This window comes from Stutzerimonas stutzeri, from assembly GCF_024448895.1.
Lineage (GTDB): Bacteria > Pseudomonadota > Gammaproteobacteria > Pseudomonadales > Pseudomonadaceae > Stutzerimonas > Stutzerimonas stutzeri_Q.
This window is the reverse complement of the sequence record NZ_JAMOIC010000003.1, coordinates 199,323-213,898: the sequence shown is the minus strand read 5'-3', so window position 1 is coordinate 213,898 and position 14,576 is coordinate 199,323. Positions and strand designations below refer to the sequence as shown.

Genomic DNA, 14,576 nt, shown 5'->3' with positions numbered 1-14,576 from the left:
CCCGCCTGCCAGCCCAGGCCTCCCAGCAGGAAGTTTCTAGCGCGCCGCTGCGCTGCCCAAGCGTTCGAGCAAGGTGTTCTGTACGTTCCGTGCGTTCTGGTTGCCGCTGGGACTGTTACGCAAATAGCTACCGTCGGGTTGCAGCACCCAGCTCTGGGTGTTGTCCGTCAGGAAGCCTTCCAGCTCCTTCTTCACCCTGGTTATCAGCTTCTTGCCTTCTACCGGGAAGCAGGTCTCGACGCGACGGTCGAGGTTACGCTCCATCCAGTCTGCGCTGGAAAGGTAGAGTTTCTCGTCGCCGCCATTGAGGAAATAGAACACCCGGCTGTGCTCAAGGAAGCGCCCAATGATAGAGCGCACCTGGATGTTGTGCGAAACCCCAAGAATGCCGGGGCGCAGGCAGCACATGCCGCGGACGATGAGATCGATGCGCACGCCGGTCTGGCTGGCCTTGTAAAGGGCACGAATCATTTTCGCGTCGGTCAGCGAGTTGACCTTGAGAATGATATGCGCCGGCTTGCCCTCGCTGGCGTGCTGGGTTTCCTGAGTGATCATGTCCAGCAGCGCCTTTTTCAGCGTGAACGGCGCGTGCAACAGTTTCTTCATGCGCATGGTTTTACCCATGCCGATCAGCTGGCTGAACAGCTTCGAAACGTCCTCACAAAGCGCGTCATCCGAAGTCAGCAGGCTGTAATCGGTGTAGAGACGTGCATTTCCGGCGTGGTAGTTGCCGGTACCCAGATGAGCGTAACGCCTCAGCTCACCGTTTTCGCGACGCAGGATTAGCATCATCTTGGCGTGCGTCTTGTAGCCGACCACACCGTAGATCACTACGGCACCGGCCTGCTGCAGGCGACTGGCCAACTGCAGGTTGGATTCCTCGTCGAAGCGCGCGCGCAGCTCGATGACGGCCGTGACCTCCTTACCGTTACGTGCCGCTTCCACCAGTGCATCGACAATCTCGGAATTGGCGCCTGATCGATACAGGGTCTGCTTTACCGCGAGCACACAGGGATCTTTGGCCGCTTCGCGCAGCAGATCCACCACTGGAGTGAACGATTCGTAGGGATGCAGCAACAGGATGTCCTGCCGGCCGACGACGTTGAAGATGTTCTCGCTGTTCTGCAGGAGCTTGGGGATGGCCGGCGTGAACGGGGTGTATTGCAACTCCGGGTGGCTATCCAGCCCTGTGATACTGAACAGCCGGGTCAGGTTGACCGGACCGTTGACCCGATACAGTTCGCTCTCGCTCAGGCTGAACTGCTTGAGCAGGAAATCTGCAAGATGCTTCGGGCAGGTATCGACCACCTCCAGCCGTACCGCATCGCCATAGCGCCGTGAGATCAGCTCGCCGCGCAACGCACGGGCCAGATCCTCGACGTCTTCCGTGTCCACAGAAAGGTCCGCGTTACGCGTCAGACGGAACTGATAACACCCTTTTACCTTCATGCCATGGAACAGGTCGTCGGCATGAGCATGAATCATCGATGACAGGAACACGTGGTTCGCGCCGACCCCGCCAACCTCTTCAGGTACACGGATCACCCGCGGCAACAATCGCGGCGCCGGGATGATCGCCAGTCCGGAATCGCGCCCAAAGGCGTCGATACCCTCAAGCTCCACGATGAAGTTCAGGCTTTTGTTGACCAGCAATGGGAACGGATGGGTGGGGTCCAGCCCGATGGGCGTGATGATTGGCGCGATCTCATCGCGAAAATAACGGCGCACCCAGGTCTTGATCTTGGTCGTCCAATGCCGACGCCGGATGAAGCGCACCTGATGCTTGGCCAGCTCCGGCAGCAACACCTCGTTAAGAATCGAGTACTGCCGATTGACCTGGTCATGAACCAATTCGGAAATGCGCGCCAGCGCCTGATGCGGCTGCAAACCGTCGGCCCCCGCCTGTTCGCGGGCGAAGGTGACCTGCTTCTTCAAGCCCGCAACGCGAATCTCGAAGAACTCGTCGAGGTTGCTGGAGAAGATCAGCAAAAACTTGAGCCGCTCCAGCAGCGGGTAGGACTCGTCCAGCGCCTGTTCCAGCACGCGGATATTGAATTGCAGCTGAGAGAGCTCGCGATGGATGTACAGGCTGTTGTCGTCCAGGTTCGGCGGAATCACCGCAGGCACTGGTACATCCTCGACTTTTTCGAGTTCTGGGGCCGTCTGCACCACCTCCTCGAGGGGTTGCTCCTCGACGGTGGCCAACTGCAATTCGTTTTCGCTGAGTCCCTGATTGGTCATCGATCTGCCTCGGGCGGGCTCATCGGCCCTGTTTTAATTGCTGTGCCGCCTGCTTGGCGAAATAGGTGAGGATGCCATCGGCGCCCGCACGTTTGAAGGCGGTCAGCGATTCGAGAATCACTGCATCGCTTAGCCAGCCGTTTTGTATGGCGGCCATGTGCATCGCATATTCACCACTGACCTGATAGACGAACGTCGGCACGCGAAAGGCATCTTTGACTCGCCAAAGGATGTCGAGATAGGGCATGCCGGGCTTGACCATGACCATGTCTGCGCCTTCAGCCAGATCTGCGCCAACCTCGTGAAGCGCTTCGTCGCCGTTTGCGGGGTCCATCTGGTAAGTGTTCTTGCTGCCTTTGCCCAGGTTTGCAGCCGAGCCGACGGCATCGCGGAACGGGCCATAGTAGGCACTGGCATATTTAGCCGAGTACGCCATGATCCGTACGTTAGGGTAATCGGCTACCTCGAGCGCTTCGCGAATCGCCTGAATTCGTCCGTCCATCATGTCCGAAGGGGCGACTACCTGAGCGCCTGCCTCGGCATGGGATAGCGCCTGCCTGACCAATGCATCGACTGTGACGTCGTTCTGTACATAGCCCTGCTCGTCGAGGATGCCGTCCTGCCCGTGCGTGGTGAATGGATCCAGCGCGACATCCGTGATGACGCCGAGCTCGGGGAAGCGCTCTCGCAGTGCACGGGTGGCGCGCTGAGCGATGCCATCGGGATTCCACGCTTCGGCTGCGTCGAGCGATTTCTTTTCCAATGGCGTGACCGGAAACAGCGCCAATGCCGGAATCCCCAATGCCACGAGTTCAGCCGCCTCTTCGAGCAGCAAATCGATGGACAGCCGCTCCACCCTTGGCATCGACGGGACTTGCTCGCGGCGATTTTCGCCATCGAGGACAAATACCGGCAGAATCAGATCGTCCACACTCAGCAGGTTTTCACGAACCAGCCGGCGGGAAAAATCGTCACGGCGATTACGGCGCAGCCGAGTACCCGGGAACAGACGATTGGCAGGGACGAAACTCACAGCGAACTCCTGGCCCGTAGCACGGGCGAATATGACGTTTATAAGCCGACTTCGTGACTGAATGATGACAGAAACAGTCGAGCCGACAGGTAACCGCATACATTGTCGCCACCCATGGCGGTCGCGGCCAGTGCTTTAATCGAGTGATCGCCGATGCCCTGAGTGCACCACCTAGAGCCTTGGCAAAGCGAACGTCGGGCGCCACCAAGCCTCCAATGTACAGGTGGTGATCAGCGGTACGCTCACCACGCACCAGTATCCAAAGCCATCGCCCGAGGTCGTCGGGCCGTTCATCGATCAGGAGTACCCCTATGAATAGAAAAGTCGCCGTCATTCTCTCGGGCTGTGGCGTCTACGACGGCTCGGAGATCTACGAAAGCGTGATCACCCTGCTGCGGCTTGACCAACGTGGCGCTACGGTTCAGTGCTTCGCACCGAACATTGCTCAAATGCACGTGATCAACCACCTCACAGGGGAGGAGATGCCCGAAAGTCGTAACGTCCTGGTGGAGTCGGCTCGGCTGGCTCGTGGCGAGATCAAGGACCTGAGCGAAGCCCGCGCAGAAGATTTCGACGCCCTGATCATGCCCGGTGGGTTCGGCGCCGCGAAAAACCTGTCTGACTTCGCCACGCAGGGCGCTGGCTGCAAGATCCTGCCCGCGGTCTTGGAACTGGCGCAGGCCTTTGCAAGCTCCGGCAAGCCGGTGGGCATGATGTGCATCGCACCAACCATGGCTGCTCAGATATTCGGCCCAGGCGTCGTCTGTACTCTGGGCAGCGACGATGACCCGGCCGCAGCAGCCTCCAGAGAGATGGGCGTCGAACACCAGGCCTGCGAAGTGACGGAGATCATCGAGGATTCAAAGAACAAGCTGGTGACGACGCCGGCATACATGCTGGCTCAATCGATCAGCGATGCAGCTTCGGGCATCTACAAGCTGGTCGACCGGGTTCTTGAACTGACCAACAAATAGTCACCACCTCTCATGAATCCCGGGCTTGGCCCGGGATTTCGGAGCAGTGTGTGGCTATATAGCCAATCCTACCGACGCTCCGGCCGACCGGCTGGCCAATACGGCCACAATCCTGCAGTTTGAGCCGATCTGCTAGGAAGCCGCCTCATGACGCCGCCTCGAATCGAAACGATAGAAGAACAACAACAAGCCGTGCGCCAACTATTCGAGCGCATCCCCTTCAATGAATACTTGGGAATCGAACTGGACGAAGTCTCTCGGCAGCGCGTAGTGATGCATCTGCCGATGAAGCACGAGCTGATCGGAAATTTCTTTCACGGCATCCTGCACGGCGGCGTGATCGCGTCACTACTGGACGTAGTGGGTGGTGCCATGGCGATGATAGGAGCCTTCGAGAAACATCAGCACCTGACGACCGAAGAGCGAGCCGTTCGTTTATCGCGGCTCGGCACCATCGATCTGCGCGTCGATTACCTCCGCCCGGGACGCGGCAGTCGCTTTAGCGCCAGTGCAACGCTGTTGCGCTCCGGGAACAAGGTGGCAGTGGTGCGTTCTGAGTTGCATAACGAAGAGGAGGTGCTGATCGCAGTAGGCACCGGCACCTACCTTTGCGGTTGACGGCTGGATACGAAGACGCCGGGCCCTATGACCCTGCTAGCGACCCCGCGCTCGCGCCAGTTGCGTCAATATCCGATCCAGCGCATTGGCGAACGCTTGCCGGTCGCGGTCGCCATAAGCTCCTTGCCCCCCGCTAGCCTGTCCCTGTTCTCGCAGATCAGTGAATAGATTGCGCACCGCCAACCGGTCACCCATGTTGCGCTCGTCGAACTCCCGACCACGCGGATCAAGCGCTGCGACGCCCTTCTTGACCAGACGATCAGCCAGCGGGACATCGCTGCAAATCACCAAATCCCCCGGCCGAGCGTTCTCGACGAGATAGTCATCGGCAGCGTCCGGGCCACTTGGCACGACGATCAAACGGACGCAGGCGAAGGCCGGTTTGATCTGGCTTTGTCCGGCGACAAGCACGATCTCGAACTTACGTTTGAGGGCGAATTTGATCAGCTGATCCTTGGCCGCCTTCGGACAGGCATCGGCATCGACCCACACCCGTAACGGCTCGATAGCACTCACACCACGGCCCGCCGCACGGTTGCGAGCAATGCTGCCGCGCCAGCAAACATCACAGCGAAGCTGCGGTTGACCAAGCGCTGTTGGCGCGGCGTGCGCAGCAGACGCAGGACCTTGGCAGCCAGCCCGGTATAGCCGGCCATCACGATCAAATCGACCACAACCATGGTTGCCCCCATGTGCAGATACTGGATAACCAGATCTCGCTGCGGGTCGAGAAACTGCGGCAGCACAGCAAGAATGAAAACGATCGCCTTGGGGTTACTGGCGTTGATCAGAAAACCGCGAAACACCAGCGCAAGAGGGCGTCCGATAGGTCGCGGAGCGGCGCTGTCATCGAGCATCGAGGGGATCGCTTGCCACTGCTTGAGCGCGAGCCACAGCAGGTAGGCGACACCGAACCACTTGATCAGACTGAACGCCAGCGATGAGGTCGCCAGCACTGCACCGACGCCCGCCGCCACGACGGCGATTTGCAGCGCCAATGCGATTTGCAGCCCGAGCGCATTCCAGTAGCCGCGCCAGAAACCGTATTGCAACCCGCAGGACATCGAGGCAATGGCCCCCGCACCCGGCGACAGGCTGATGATCCAACAGGCGACCAGAAAGGCCAGCCAGGTTTCGAGCGTCATGCTTGATCCTCCAGAGGCCGCCGCGCCCGATCAGCGCAGCACGGCGACGGTCATCAGTCGGGGATGTCTTTGCCAAGCTGAACCGGCTCTTTCAGCTTCCGGTTCATCGCCTTGCGCATACGAATGTTGATCGCCTCGACACCAAGCGAGAACACCATGGCGAAATACACGTAGCCCTTGGGCACATGGGCACCGAATGCTTCAGCCACCAGCAGCGTACCGACCACGATCAGGAAGGACAGCGCGAGGATCTTCAGCGTGGGATGCTTATCGATGAAGTCACTGATGGTGCCCGCCGCGAGCATCATGACGCCGACGGCAATGACGATGGCAGCGATCATCACTTGCACGTTGTCCACCAGGCCAACTGCCGTGATCACAGAGTCCAGGGAGAACACGATATCGATCACTGCGATCTGCAGGATGATGCCCACGAATCCGGCCTTGACCGCTCCGGAAGTAGTACCCTCCTGCGATTCCTCGCCTTCGACACTGTGCCAGATCTCCATGGTGCTCTTGAACAGCAGGAACAGGCCGCCGAAAAATAGGATCAGATCACGTCCGGACACGCCATGATCAAAGACCGTAAACAGGTTATTGGTCAGGCGCATGACCCAGGCTATCGACAGCAACAACAGGATCCGCGTACCCATTGCCAGGGCCAATCCAAAGAAACGCGCTTTGGGCTGCTGCTCCTTCGGAAGGCGGCCGACCAGAATGGAAATAAAGATGATGTTGTCGATACCCAGGACGATTTCCAGGGCAGTCAGGGTCAGAAACGCGACCCATATTTCGGGGCTGCTAAGCCATTCCATGAGAGTTACCCGTGCGAGCTATGATTGGGCGTCTGAATGTCGGTCCCGCGCCAGCGTCGCAGAACCTTTTGAAAGAACAAGCTGTTGGGCACCTGGACGATGGCACCGGTTCCACCCTCCGAGACCTCTTCCAAGGTGGTATAGAGCAGATTGATGTCGATGACACGGCCTTTGACGATGGGTTTGTCGAAGCTCTCGACCAGCTCCACCAGATCTCCCAGGCGAAAGGGACCAGTTGTCATGATCAGCACCGCGCAGAGCAGGTTGGACAGCACACTCCACATGGCAAAGAAGGCCACCGCTGCCACGGCCACGAAACCGGAAAAGGCTGTCCAGATGATAGTGGCCGAAACGCCGACGCGCTCCAGCACCATGATCAGCGCACCACCAATAATGAGCCAGCGGATGCCGGCACGCAGCGGTAGAAGCAGCTCGGGCGGAAGCGGATAGCGACTGCCGAGCCGGGAAAACCCGCGCACGACCAGCCGCTGAAGCACGTAGGCGACCAGCAGAATCAAGAGTATCTGCAAGCCCAGCAATAACTGATCGCTCCAACGCTGCGAAAAAAACAACCACTGCTCGCTCACAGGCTGGCCTCGAGTTTGCTTTGTAGAACTTCAAGCGCTTCGAGCGCTTCCAACCAGGCTTCTTCCAACTCACCTTCGCGGACTTTCAGTTCAGCCTGCTTGGCCAGCAGCTCGCGCAGCTCGTCCTTTCGGCCCGCCTCGTATACCGCCGGATCGGCGAGGCGCGCCTCCAGCGGCGCAAGCTTTTCATGAACATCGGCCAGAGACTTTTCAAGCTTTTCAGCTTGCCGCTTCAGCGGCGCCAACTGCTGACGCAGGGCAGCGGCAGCCTGGCGCGCGGCGCGCTTATCCGTCTTGTCGCCCGTGGATTCCACAGAGCTCAGCGGCTGCTGGCGGGAGCGGTAGTCAACCAGCCATCGTGCGTAGTCCTCGAGGTCCCCTTCGAACTCCACAACCCGGCCGTCGGCAACCAACAGGAATTCGTCGGTCGTGCTTTTCAGCAAGTGCCGGTCGTGGGACACGACAAGTACGGCACCCTCGAAGTCCTGTAAGGCCAGCGTCAACGCCAGTCGCATTTCGAGATCGAGGTGGTTGGTCGGTTCGTCCAGCAGCAAGAGATTCGGCTTGTCCCAGGCAATCAGCGCCAGGGCCAGCCGCGCCTTTTCACCGCCGGAGAAATTAAGCACCGCTTCATCACAGCGATTGCCTCGGAAATCGAAGCCCCCCAGGAAGTCGCGCAGTACCTGTTCACGCTCGCCCGGTGCAATGCGCTGTAAATGCAGCAACGGGCTCGCCTTGGCATCGAGTGCATCGAGCTGATGCTGAGCGAAATAGCCGATCACCAGGTTCTCGCCGCGCTGCAAGCGCCCGCCTAACGGTTGCAGTTCGTTGGCCAGTGTCTTGATCAGCGTGGATTTGCCCGCGCCGTTGGGGCCGAGCAAGCCGATGCGGGCACCTGGGACCAACTGCAGCTTGACCTTGTCCAGCACCACTTTTTCGCCGTAGCCAAGACTTCCCTGCTCGAGATCAAGCAGGGGGCTGGAGATCTTATCCGCCTCGCGAAACACGAAGTCGAAGGGGGAATCGATGTGAGCCGGCGCCAGCTCTTCGAGCCTTTCCAGCGCTTTGATCCGGCTCTGCGCCTGACGTGCCTTGCTCGCCTTGGCCTTGAAGCGCCGAATGAAGTCTTCCATGTGTTCGCGCTGCGCCTGCTGCTTTTCGAACGCTTGCTGCTGCTGCGCCAGACGCTCCGCACGGGCGCGCTCGAAAGCCGAATAGCCCCCACGGTAGAGCGTCAGCTTGCGCTGTTCGACATGCACCACGTTGCCCACCACCTCATCGAGGAAGTCTCGGTCGTGGGAGATCAGCATCAATGTTCCCGGGTAGCTCTTGAGCCAGGCTTCAAGCCAAAGAATCGCATCCAGATCCAGGTGGTTGGTGGGTTCATCGAGCAGCAACAGATCCGAAGGACACATCAGCGCCTGCGCCAGATTCAGGCGCATCCGCCAGCCGCCGGAAAAACTGCTGACCGGAAGGTCCATTTGCTCATTGGCAAACCCCAGCCCGGCGAGCAGCTTGCGCGCACGTGCATCGGCGGTGTAACCGTCGGCGTTGTCCAGTTCGGTATGCAGTCGCGCCAGAGCAGTGCCGTCATGCGCCGCTTCGGCGGCAATCAGCGCAGCCTGAACCCGGCGCAGCGCCGTATCGCCATCAAGCACATAGTCAACGGCCAGCCGTTCGAGGGTATCGACCTCCTGGCGCATGTGGGCAATCCGCCAGTCCGGCGGCAGCTGGCAGTCGCCACCATCAGGTGTGAACTCGCCAAGCAACAGCGCGAACAGGCTGGACTTTCCAGCGCCATTGGCACCAACAAGCCCAACCTTCTGGCCAGGATGAAGAGTCAGCTCGGCGCCTTCCAGCAAACGCTGGGGGCCACGCTGTAGAGTGAGGTTCTGAAGTCGGATCATAATGGCGGCGGAGTTTATCAGGTCGCCCGGAAATCCATCCGGCTGCGCAAAAAAAAACAGCCCCGATGAAACATGACGATCTCTGGAGCTTCGCCCTCGCCTGCTATGCCCAACCGGGCGTGGAAGAGGCCTGCCTGGATTTGCAGTCGGCCGGTGCGGACGTCTGCCTGCTATTGACATGCGCCTGGCTGGAATGCCGCGCAATCGCTCATGACGACACGCGTTTGCACCAGCTACAGCGTTTTAGCGAGGAGTGGCGAACCCTGGTAGTCGCCCCGCTGCGAAGGCTGCGGCTGGCGTGGCGTGAACCAGCTGGTGAGGATGCCGATCTGGCTGGTCTGCGCGTCCGGGTGAAATCGCTCGAACTGGACGCCGAACATGTCCAGCTCCAGCGTCTGCAGTCGACGACCAAGGATTGGCCCGCCGAGGCGGGCTCAGTCGACTGGTTAGGGCGAGCCTGCGTTGGGCTCGGTCCTGAGACGCTGGCGTCAATCGAGACGCTGCGCAATGCGGCAGCGTCTGCTCATTTGGCAGCGGGAGGTGATTGAGTCGTAGCAGGGCGCTTTGTTGCAGCGGGCTTGCGGGGCGTCGTCTTTTTCGCAGCGGCGGGCTTCGCAGACGAGGCAGCCGCGCCTGCATCAGCGCCACTACCCTGCCTTGCCGTGGCCGGTTTCGCACTCGTTGCCACTGGCTTGTTCGCCTGAGCTCTGCTACCGCTCCTCGCTGCTGGACGAGCAGGGCCGGCAGCCGAGCCAGTTGCACCCGCAGATGCTTTCTCAGCGGCTTTCTCAGCGGCTACCTTGCCTGCTGCGCTCGCCGGTCGTGCGGCCGACTCGGTGCCCTTGGCGCTACGAGCGGGTGATTTCTTTGCTGCTGCGGCGCGAGCAGCAGCAGGTTTCGCCCGCGCGGCCAACGCTTGAGCGGCAGCTTGTTCGACCTTGGTGACGCCCTGAGCCAGCTGCATGCTCTGCTCTGCATCACGTTTCAATTCGGACAGATACGTCAGGGTCTCGCTTTGCCTCGCTTGCAGTACGGCAAGCATGTCATCGAGCTCGGATAACCGGCTACGAGCCTTGGTCTGCGACTTGGATTTGCCGGCATTACCGGCTTCATCCAGCTTGGCGCGGGCCTTGATGATTTTTTCCTGTGTTCTCCCGCGCTGCTTCTCAAGCTTGGCCAGTAGCATTTCCGCGTCTAGCTGCGCCTCGCTGCAAGCCTTTTGCAGATGCTCCACCAGACTGTTCGACAACTGCTGCAGCAGATGAAGCGGAGTGGTAACAGAGGGTTTCTTTGCGGGCATGACGGGGGCGCCTCCAGGCGGGGTCAGAGCAAGCTTCATAAGCGTAAGCACGGCTGGCGCAACCGCGGCAAGGCAGCGACTTGAGACGCTGCGGTTGCCCTGCGGATGATTCAGGCGGTAGCGGCAGGCTGCTTATGCGCAGTGTGCAGCACTTCGATGAGGCAGTCTTCAAGCTCAAAACGCTCATGCAGCAACTGCCCAAGGCGTTTCAACTCATCAGGCAAGCCGGGACTGTTCAGGCAGTCACCTTTATCGCAGCGATCATTGAATGCAACGGCTACTTCGGTAATGGCTTCGATTCGGGGATAGATCTGGCGGGCCAGCTCCAGCCCACGTTTGTCGCCAAACGCTTCTGCTTCATTGAGCAGCTGTTCGTAGATTTCGAAATGTCCTGCTGACACGTAATCAAGCAGGATTTCGCAAAACTTCTGCAAGGCGGCGCGACTTGCAGCAGCGTCGCTGACATGCAGCTCGTCGAATGCGTTGATCAGTGCATGGCGTTCCTGCAGCCAGCGATCAATCAGCAGGTGTACACCTCCCCAGCGTTCCTGGGCGTTCCGACAGCTCTCGAGCATGATGACCTCACTTCCCTAATCGATGATGCCTGTTGCGCCTTCCGAGACGATTATTTGTCTTGGTATATCGGCCTTGGGTGAGTGGCGGCGAAATCGGCAAGAAACCGACGCCGCCAGAGCAGACTAAGCTGCGGCGATCGAAGCATCAAGCGGCAGGACAAAAATCATCCGAGCAGCGGTGTCAGCATTGCTTCGCGCTGGTCGATTGACCGCCAAGCGCAGCGATCATTCGATCGCTGCGACAAAAAGCGCTAGTCGCGACGCAGCAGCTGCCAGAAGCAGAACAGCGCCATCGCGATGAACGCAAGCAGTGTCCACTCCGGAATGCTCATGCCCAGCAGGGTCCAGCTGACTTCGGCACATTCGGCGGTGCCATGCAGGACCAGCCGGGCAATCTCCTGAAATGGCAGCGCATCCATCATGTATTCGAGACTGGGCAGGCAGCTAGGCAGCTGGTCGGCAGGCATGTTCTGCAGCCATATCTGACGTATGGCGGTGGCGCCGCCTGCGACGGCAACGACCAGCGCCAGGATGGAATAGACACGGCGACCGGTTTTATGCGGCCCGTGAATAGCAGCGATCAGACAGACTAGACCGAAGCCGATCACGCAGATTCGCTGAACGATGCATAACGGACAGGGTGCCAGTCCGACGACATGCTCGAGATAGAGCGCCGCGATCATCATCAGCGCGCAGCCGATGAAGGCCAGAAGAAACAGCGAACGAGGGCTGGCCAGGTTCATGATGACTCCGCAGAGAGGAAAAGTTCGCTACGGTAGTGCTGCTCGCGTTTGGCTGCAAGCCAAAGGGGTACCAGCGCGGAGGAGCGGGACGCCTGTCACGTCCCGCTCCTCATGACAGCTATGGATTGCTGACCGTTGGCAGCTTGTTCGGGCTGCTCTGGTCGAGCAACCCGAGGCCCTCCTGGAACAAGCGATTGCTGCGCTCGTTATCGCCCAGCTGTGCCAACAGACGCGCCAGCTCGGCGCAGGTCTCGGCGCGATGTTCGAAGCGCAGACTGGCTTCAAGATAATCCCGCGCTTTGCCCCATAACTCGTTGCGAAGGCTCAGTCGGCCCAGGGCAAGTAGCAGTTCAGCGTTATCCGGACGCGCCTTTAGCCATCCCTCGGCGTGACCTAGCTGACGCGCTGGCTCGCGCCCCCGAACTCGCCCGTAGCGCTCGACCAGTCGGTCATCGTACTGTCGTTTAAGTGCAGCGTAGAGGACCTCTTCCGCTTTCTCCTCGGCACCCAACTTGCTCAGGCCGTCGGCATAGGCGCGGACCAGCAGCGGCTCGTTACGCAGCTTGCCTGGCACCGTCTGCCAACACTGATTGAGCGCCTGCTGCGGATCTGCCGGGGTCGCGGTCCCCACCAGCCCGGCTTGTTCCACAGCTGCGGTCCATGCCAGCAGCTCGAGCTCATCCAGCTTTGCCGGCGGCAAAACCCGGTGCTTGCGTAGTTCCGGGATCAACCGGCACAAGGCCGGCCAGTCTTTCAGTTGCACATAGAGTTGCTGAAGCAAAGTCAGCACGTGGGAATGGCGAGGATGCTCGCCGTGCAGCTCGTTCAGCGAGGATCGCGCTTCGGCATACTGGCCTCGATCGATCTGCAGTTGGGCTCGGGTCAGGCCAACGGCAAGCCCCGCTTCCGGGTCGCGCTCTTGAGCTTTGCGCAGCAACTCATCGCTCTGCTCATACTCACCCAGCTCACTCGCAGCTCGGGCGGCCCCGAGGTAATGCACCAGAGGCTGAGGATCATGCTCGGCAGCCGTACGCAAGTGGGTGAGCGCATTGCTCCACTGGCCCTCTGCAAGCTCCCGCAGGCCGGAGCGTGAGGCCTTGGCGACGCGTCGCGCACGGTGGCGACGCGACCATGGATTGACCAGCGCGCCCGAGGCATACAACAGCCCGAGTACCCAGTGCACCACCATCGACAGCAGCCAGAGAAAGCCAATCAGGGCGAGAAATATCCAGAAGCTCGACTCATAGCGAAAGCGGTCATAGCTGATCAGGACATAACCGGTGTCCTGATAGATGGCCCAGCCCAGGAAACCTACCGCGGCCAGGAGCAGGATGACGACAATGGCGAATCGCTTCATGTGCGCTGATCCCCTTCCGTCGCTTGCTGCGATTCAGCTGGCGCTTCGGCGTCACCGGCGGACGAGCCCTCTTCCTCGCTGTCGGCAGACCCACGCCCGCCCTGGCTATCCATGCCGCTCTGAGCCGATTCGCGCTTTTGCACGTAGGTCTGCATCGCATCCAATGCTGGCGCCAGGTCCGGAAGAGTCACCGAGACTTGCTGATCTGCCAGTTGCTCGATTCGATCACGCAGGCCTCGACTCTGGCCATTTTCCTCGCTGAAGTGATCTTTGATCAGGCGAGCGGCCTGTTCCAGTGACTGTCGATAGACCTCCTCATTGCTATTTAGCACGGCCCATTGGGCCTGCTCGATAGCCAAGGAAAGCGCCAGACGCACCTGCGCCAAGCTTTGCCCGGCAAGCAACGGCTTGACGTCCGTACCTGCGTTGAAATCGATTCGCACGTACCGCGTCAATTCATTCAGCCAGTGCTTCCAGCGACTTTCACCTTGACCCTCGGACTGGCCCGGACCGTTCTCGAACTCCGGAGCCAGGCCACTGAGTTGGTTGGCCTGGCCACGCAAGGCGCCCAACTGCAGGAACAGGCCGGTGCGATCCAGCTCGGGCAGACTGCGCAGCGCCTCGAGCCCTTCGAGCAACTTCTGGCGGGTTCCGTAGGCGCCGGGATCGTCCTGTTTGCGCAGGATCAGATCGGCTTCAGCGATCAGAGATTCAGCACTGTTCACGTCTTCCATGGCCGACAGGCGCAACATGGCCATTCGCAAAAGATGTTCGGCTTCAGCCAGACGCCACTGCTCACGGCTGGCACCCAGCACCTGCTCCACGCGCCCCGAGAGTCGCTGCTGGTCACTCTGCAATTCTGCAAGCAGGCGTCGCCGCTCTTCCAGCTGTTCCGCTGATGGCAACTGCTCCAGGCGGCCGAGGCGACCGGCTATCTGCTGCGTACGATCGCCCAAGCCTCGTGACTCGTCGCGGGCAGCCTGGAGCGCTTCGAGTTGCTGCTGTTCCTGTTTGGCCAGCTGCTGAGTCTGCAGCACGCTATAGCCACCGGCAGCCAGCCCCATCAAACCGACAACCAGCGCGACGCCAGCCAGCGCTTTGCCTCCACCATTGGAACTGGATGCTGTAGTCGGCGGCGGCTTCGGTGGATCCCGCGGGGGCTCTTTCGGGTCTTTCGGAGATTCTTTCTTGACGGGCTTTTGTGGAACGACAGCGTCGCTGCCCATGGGTTGCTGCGGTGCCTTATCGGGGTCTACTTCGCTCACGTTTCCATCCTTTGCG

The 14,576-nt window shown here is 60.2% G+C and carries 15 protein-coding genes; 3 read left to right on the top strand and 12 right to left on the bottom strand.

Features of this window, described 5'->3' with window-relative positions:
- Positions 1–36 precede the first annotated feature (36 nt).
- Together ppk1 and hemB are read right to left on the bottom strand one after the other, a co-directional pair.
- Positions 37–2,241 (bottom strand): polyphosphate kinase 1, encoded by a 2,205-nt coding sequence (gene ppk1, locus NA619_RS05035; RefSeq protein WP_255960591.1) that lies wholly within the window; start codon positions 2,239–2,241, stop codon positions 37–39.
- Positions 2,242–2,260: 19 nt separating this feature from the next.
- A complete protein-coding gene (gene hemB / locus NA619_RS05030; RefSeq protein WP_255960589.1) occupies positions 2,261–3,274 on the bottom strand; it encodes a porphobilinogen synthase in 1,014 nt (337 codons plus the stop codon).
- 311 nt (positions 3,275–3,585) lie between these two features.
- Between hemB and elbB the strand changes: the two genes are divergently transcribed.
- Complete coding sequence (gene elbB, locus NA619_RS05025; protein WP_255960587.1) at positions 3,586–4,248, top strand: isoprenoid biosynthesis glyoxalase ElbB; 663 nt, start codon at positions 3,586–3,588, stop codon at positions 4,246–4,248.
- A gap of 147 nt (positions 4,249–4,395) precedes the next feature.
- Positions 4,396–4,866 carry a thioesterase family protein gene (locus NA619_RS05020; RefSeq protein WP_255960584.1) on the top strand — a complete coding sequence of 157 codons (471 nt, stop codon included), beginning with the start codon at positions 4,396–4,398 and terminating at the stop codon, positions 4,864–4,866.
- A 36-nt stretch (positions 4,867–4,902) separates the two neighbouring features.
- Here the strand turns inward: NA619_RS05020 and NA619_RS05015 are convergent, their stop codons facing one another.
- The 5 genes from NA619_RS05015 to NA619_RS04995 are packed head-to-tail and all read right to left on the bottom strand — an operon-like array spanning position 4,903 to position 9,320.
- Positions 4,903–5,382: a YaiI/YqxD family protein gene (locus NA619_RS05015; RefSeq protein ID WP_336605443.1), complete on the bottom strand. Its 480-nt coding sequence runs from the start codon at positions 5,380–5,382 to the stop codon at positions 4,903–4,905.
- The gene (locus tag NA619_RS05010; protein ID WP_255960582.1) at positions 5,379–6,011 is read right to left on the bottom strand and encodes a LysE family transporter; all 633 of its coding nucleotides are present in this window, start codon (positions 6,009–6,011) and stop codon (positions 5,379–5,381) included. The genes NA619_RS05015 and NA619_RS05010 overlap by 4 nt, the downstream gene beginning before the upstream one ends.
- Before the next feature lie 53 nt (positions 6,012–6,064).
- The gene (locus NA619_RS05005) at positions 6,065–6,826 is read right to left on the bottom strand and encodes a TerC family protein (protein WP_255960580.1); all 762 of its coding nucleotides are present in this window, start codon (positions 6,824–6,826) and stop codon (positions 6,065–6,067) included.
- Between the two features lie 5 nt (positions 6,827–6,831).
- Complete coding sequence (locus NA619_RS05000) at positions 6,832–7,413, bottom strand: mechanosensitive ion channel domain-containing protein (RefSeq protein ID WP_255960578.1); 582 nt, start codon at positions 7,411–7,413, stop codon at positions 6,832–6,834.
- On the bottom strand, positions 7,410–9,320 hold the full coding sequence (locus NA619_RS04995) for an ATP-binding cassette domain-containing protein (protein ID WP_255960576.1): 1,911 nt from the start codon (positions 9,318–9,320) through the stop codon (positions 7,410–7,412). Before NA619_RS04995 ends, NA619_RS05000 begins: the two co-directional genes overlap by 4 nt.
- Positions 9,321–9,385: 65 nt before the next feature.
- Between NA619_RS04995 and NA619_RS04990 the strand changes: the two genes are divergently transcribed.
- On the top strand, positions 9,386–9,868 hold the full coding sequence (locus NA619_RS04990; RefSeq protein ID WP_255960574.1) for a TIGR02444 family protein: 483 nt from the start codon (positions 9,386–9,388) through the stop codon (positions 9,866–9,868).
- Here NA619_RS04990 and NA619_RS04985 read toward each other — a convergent pair.
- The 5 genes from NA619_RS04985 to NA619_RS04965 form a co-directional block, all read right to left on the bottom strand.
- Positions 9,844–10,620, bottom strand: coding sequence for an AlgP family protein (locus NA619_RS04985; RefSeq protein ID WP_255960572.1), 777 nt, complete (start codon positions 10,618–10,620; stop codon positions 9,844–9,846). The genes NA619_RS04990 and NA619_RS04985 overlap by 25 nt on opposite strands.
- Positions 10,621–10,730: 110 nt before the next feature.
- Positions 10,731–11,195 (bottom strand): sigma D regulator, encoded by a 465-nt coding sequence (gene rsd, locus NA619_RS04980; RefSeq protein WP_255960570.1) that lies wholly within the window; start codon positions 11,193–11,195, stop codon positions 10,731–10,733.
- A gap of 251 nt (positions 11,196–11,446) precedes the next feature.
- Positions 11,447–11,938, bottom strand: coding sequence for a disulfide bond formation protein B (locus NA619_RS04975; protein WP_255960567.1), 492 nt, complete (start codon positions 11,936–11,938; stop codon positions 11,447–11,449).
- 118 nt (positions 11,939–12,056) lie between these two features.
- Positions 12,057–13,295, bottom strand: a complete 1,239-nt coding sequence (locus NA619_RS04970) for a heme biosynthesis HemY N-terminal domain-containing protein (RefSeq protein ID WP_255960564.1) — start codon at positions 13,293–13,295, stop codon at positions 12,057–12,059.
- A complete protein-coding gene (locus NA619_RS04965; protein WP_255960562.1) occupies positions 13,292–14,560 on the bottom strand; it encodes a uroporphyrinogen-III C-methyltransferase in 1,269 nt (422 codons plus the stop codon). Before NA619_RS04965 ends, NA619_RS04970 begins: the two co-directional genes overlap by 4 nt.
- Positions 14,561–14,576: the final 16 nt, after the last annotated feature.

Excerpts from the sequence above, each read along its gene's own strand:
- rsd (WP_255960570.1), bottom strand. The coding sequence starts at position 11,195 with ATGCTCGAGAGCTGTCGGAACGCCCAGGAACGCTGGGGAGGTGTACAC.
- NA619_RS04975 (WP_255960567.1), bottom strand. The coding sequence starts at position 11,938 with ATGAACCTGGCCAGCCCTCGTTCGCTGTTTCTTCTGGCCTTCATCGGC.
- NA619_RS05005 (WP_255960580.1), bottom strand. The coding sequence starts at position 6,826 with ATGGAATGGCTTAGCAGCCCCGAAATATGGGTCGCGTTTCTGACCCTG.
- NA619_RS04970 (WP_255960564.1), bottom strand. The coding sequence starts at position 13,295 with ATGAAGCGATTCGCCATTGTCGTCATCCTGCTCCTGGCCGCGGTAGGT.
- NA619_RS05010 (WP_255960582.1), bottom strand. The coding sequence starts at position 6,011 with ATGACGCTCGAAACCTGGCTGGCCTTTCTGGTCGCCTGTTGGATCATC.
- ppk1 (WP_255960591.1), bottom strand. The coding sequence starts at position 2,241 with ATGACCAATCAGGGACTCAGCGAAAACGAATTGCAGTTGGCCACCGTC.
- NA619_RS05020 (WP_255960584.1), top strand. The coding sequence starts at position 4,396 with ATGACGCCGCCTCGAATCGAAACGATAGAAGAACAACAACAAGCCGTG.
- NA619_RS04985 (WP_255960572.1), bottom strand. The coding sequence starts at position 10,620 with ATGCCCGCAAAGAAACCCTCTGTTACCACTCCGCTTCATCTGCTGCAG.
- NA619_RS04990 (WP_255960574.1), top strand. The coding sequence starts at position 9,386 with ATGAAACATGACGATCTCTGGAGCTTCGCCCTCGCCTGCTATGCCCAA.
- NA619_RS04995 (WP_255960576.1), bottom strand. The coding sequence starts at position 9,320 with ATGATCCGACTTCAGAACCTCACTCTACAGCGTGGCCCCCAGCGTTTG.
- elbB (WP_255960587.1), top strand. The coding sequence starts at position 3,586 with ATGAATAGAAAAGTCGCCGTCATTCTCTCGGGCTGTGGCGTCTACGAC.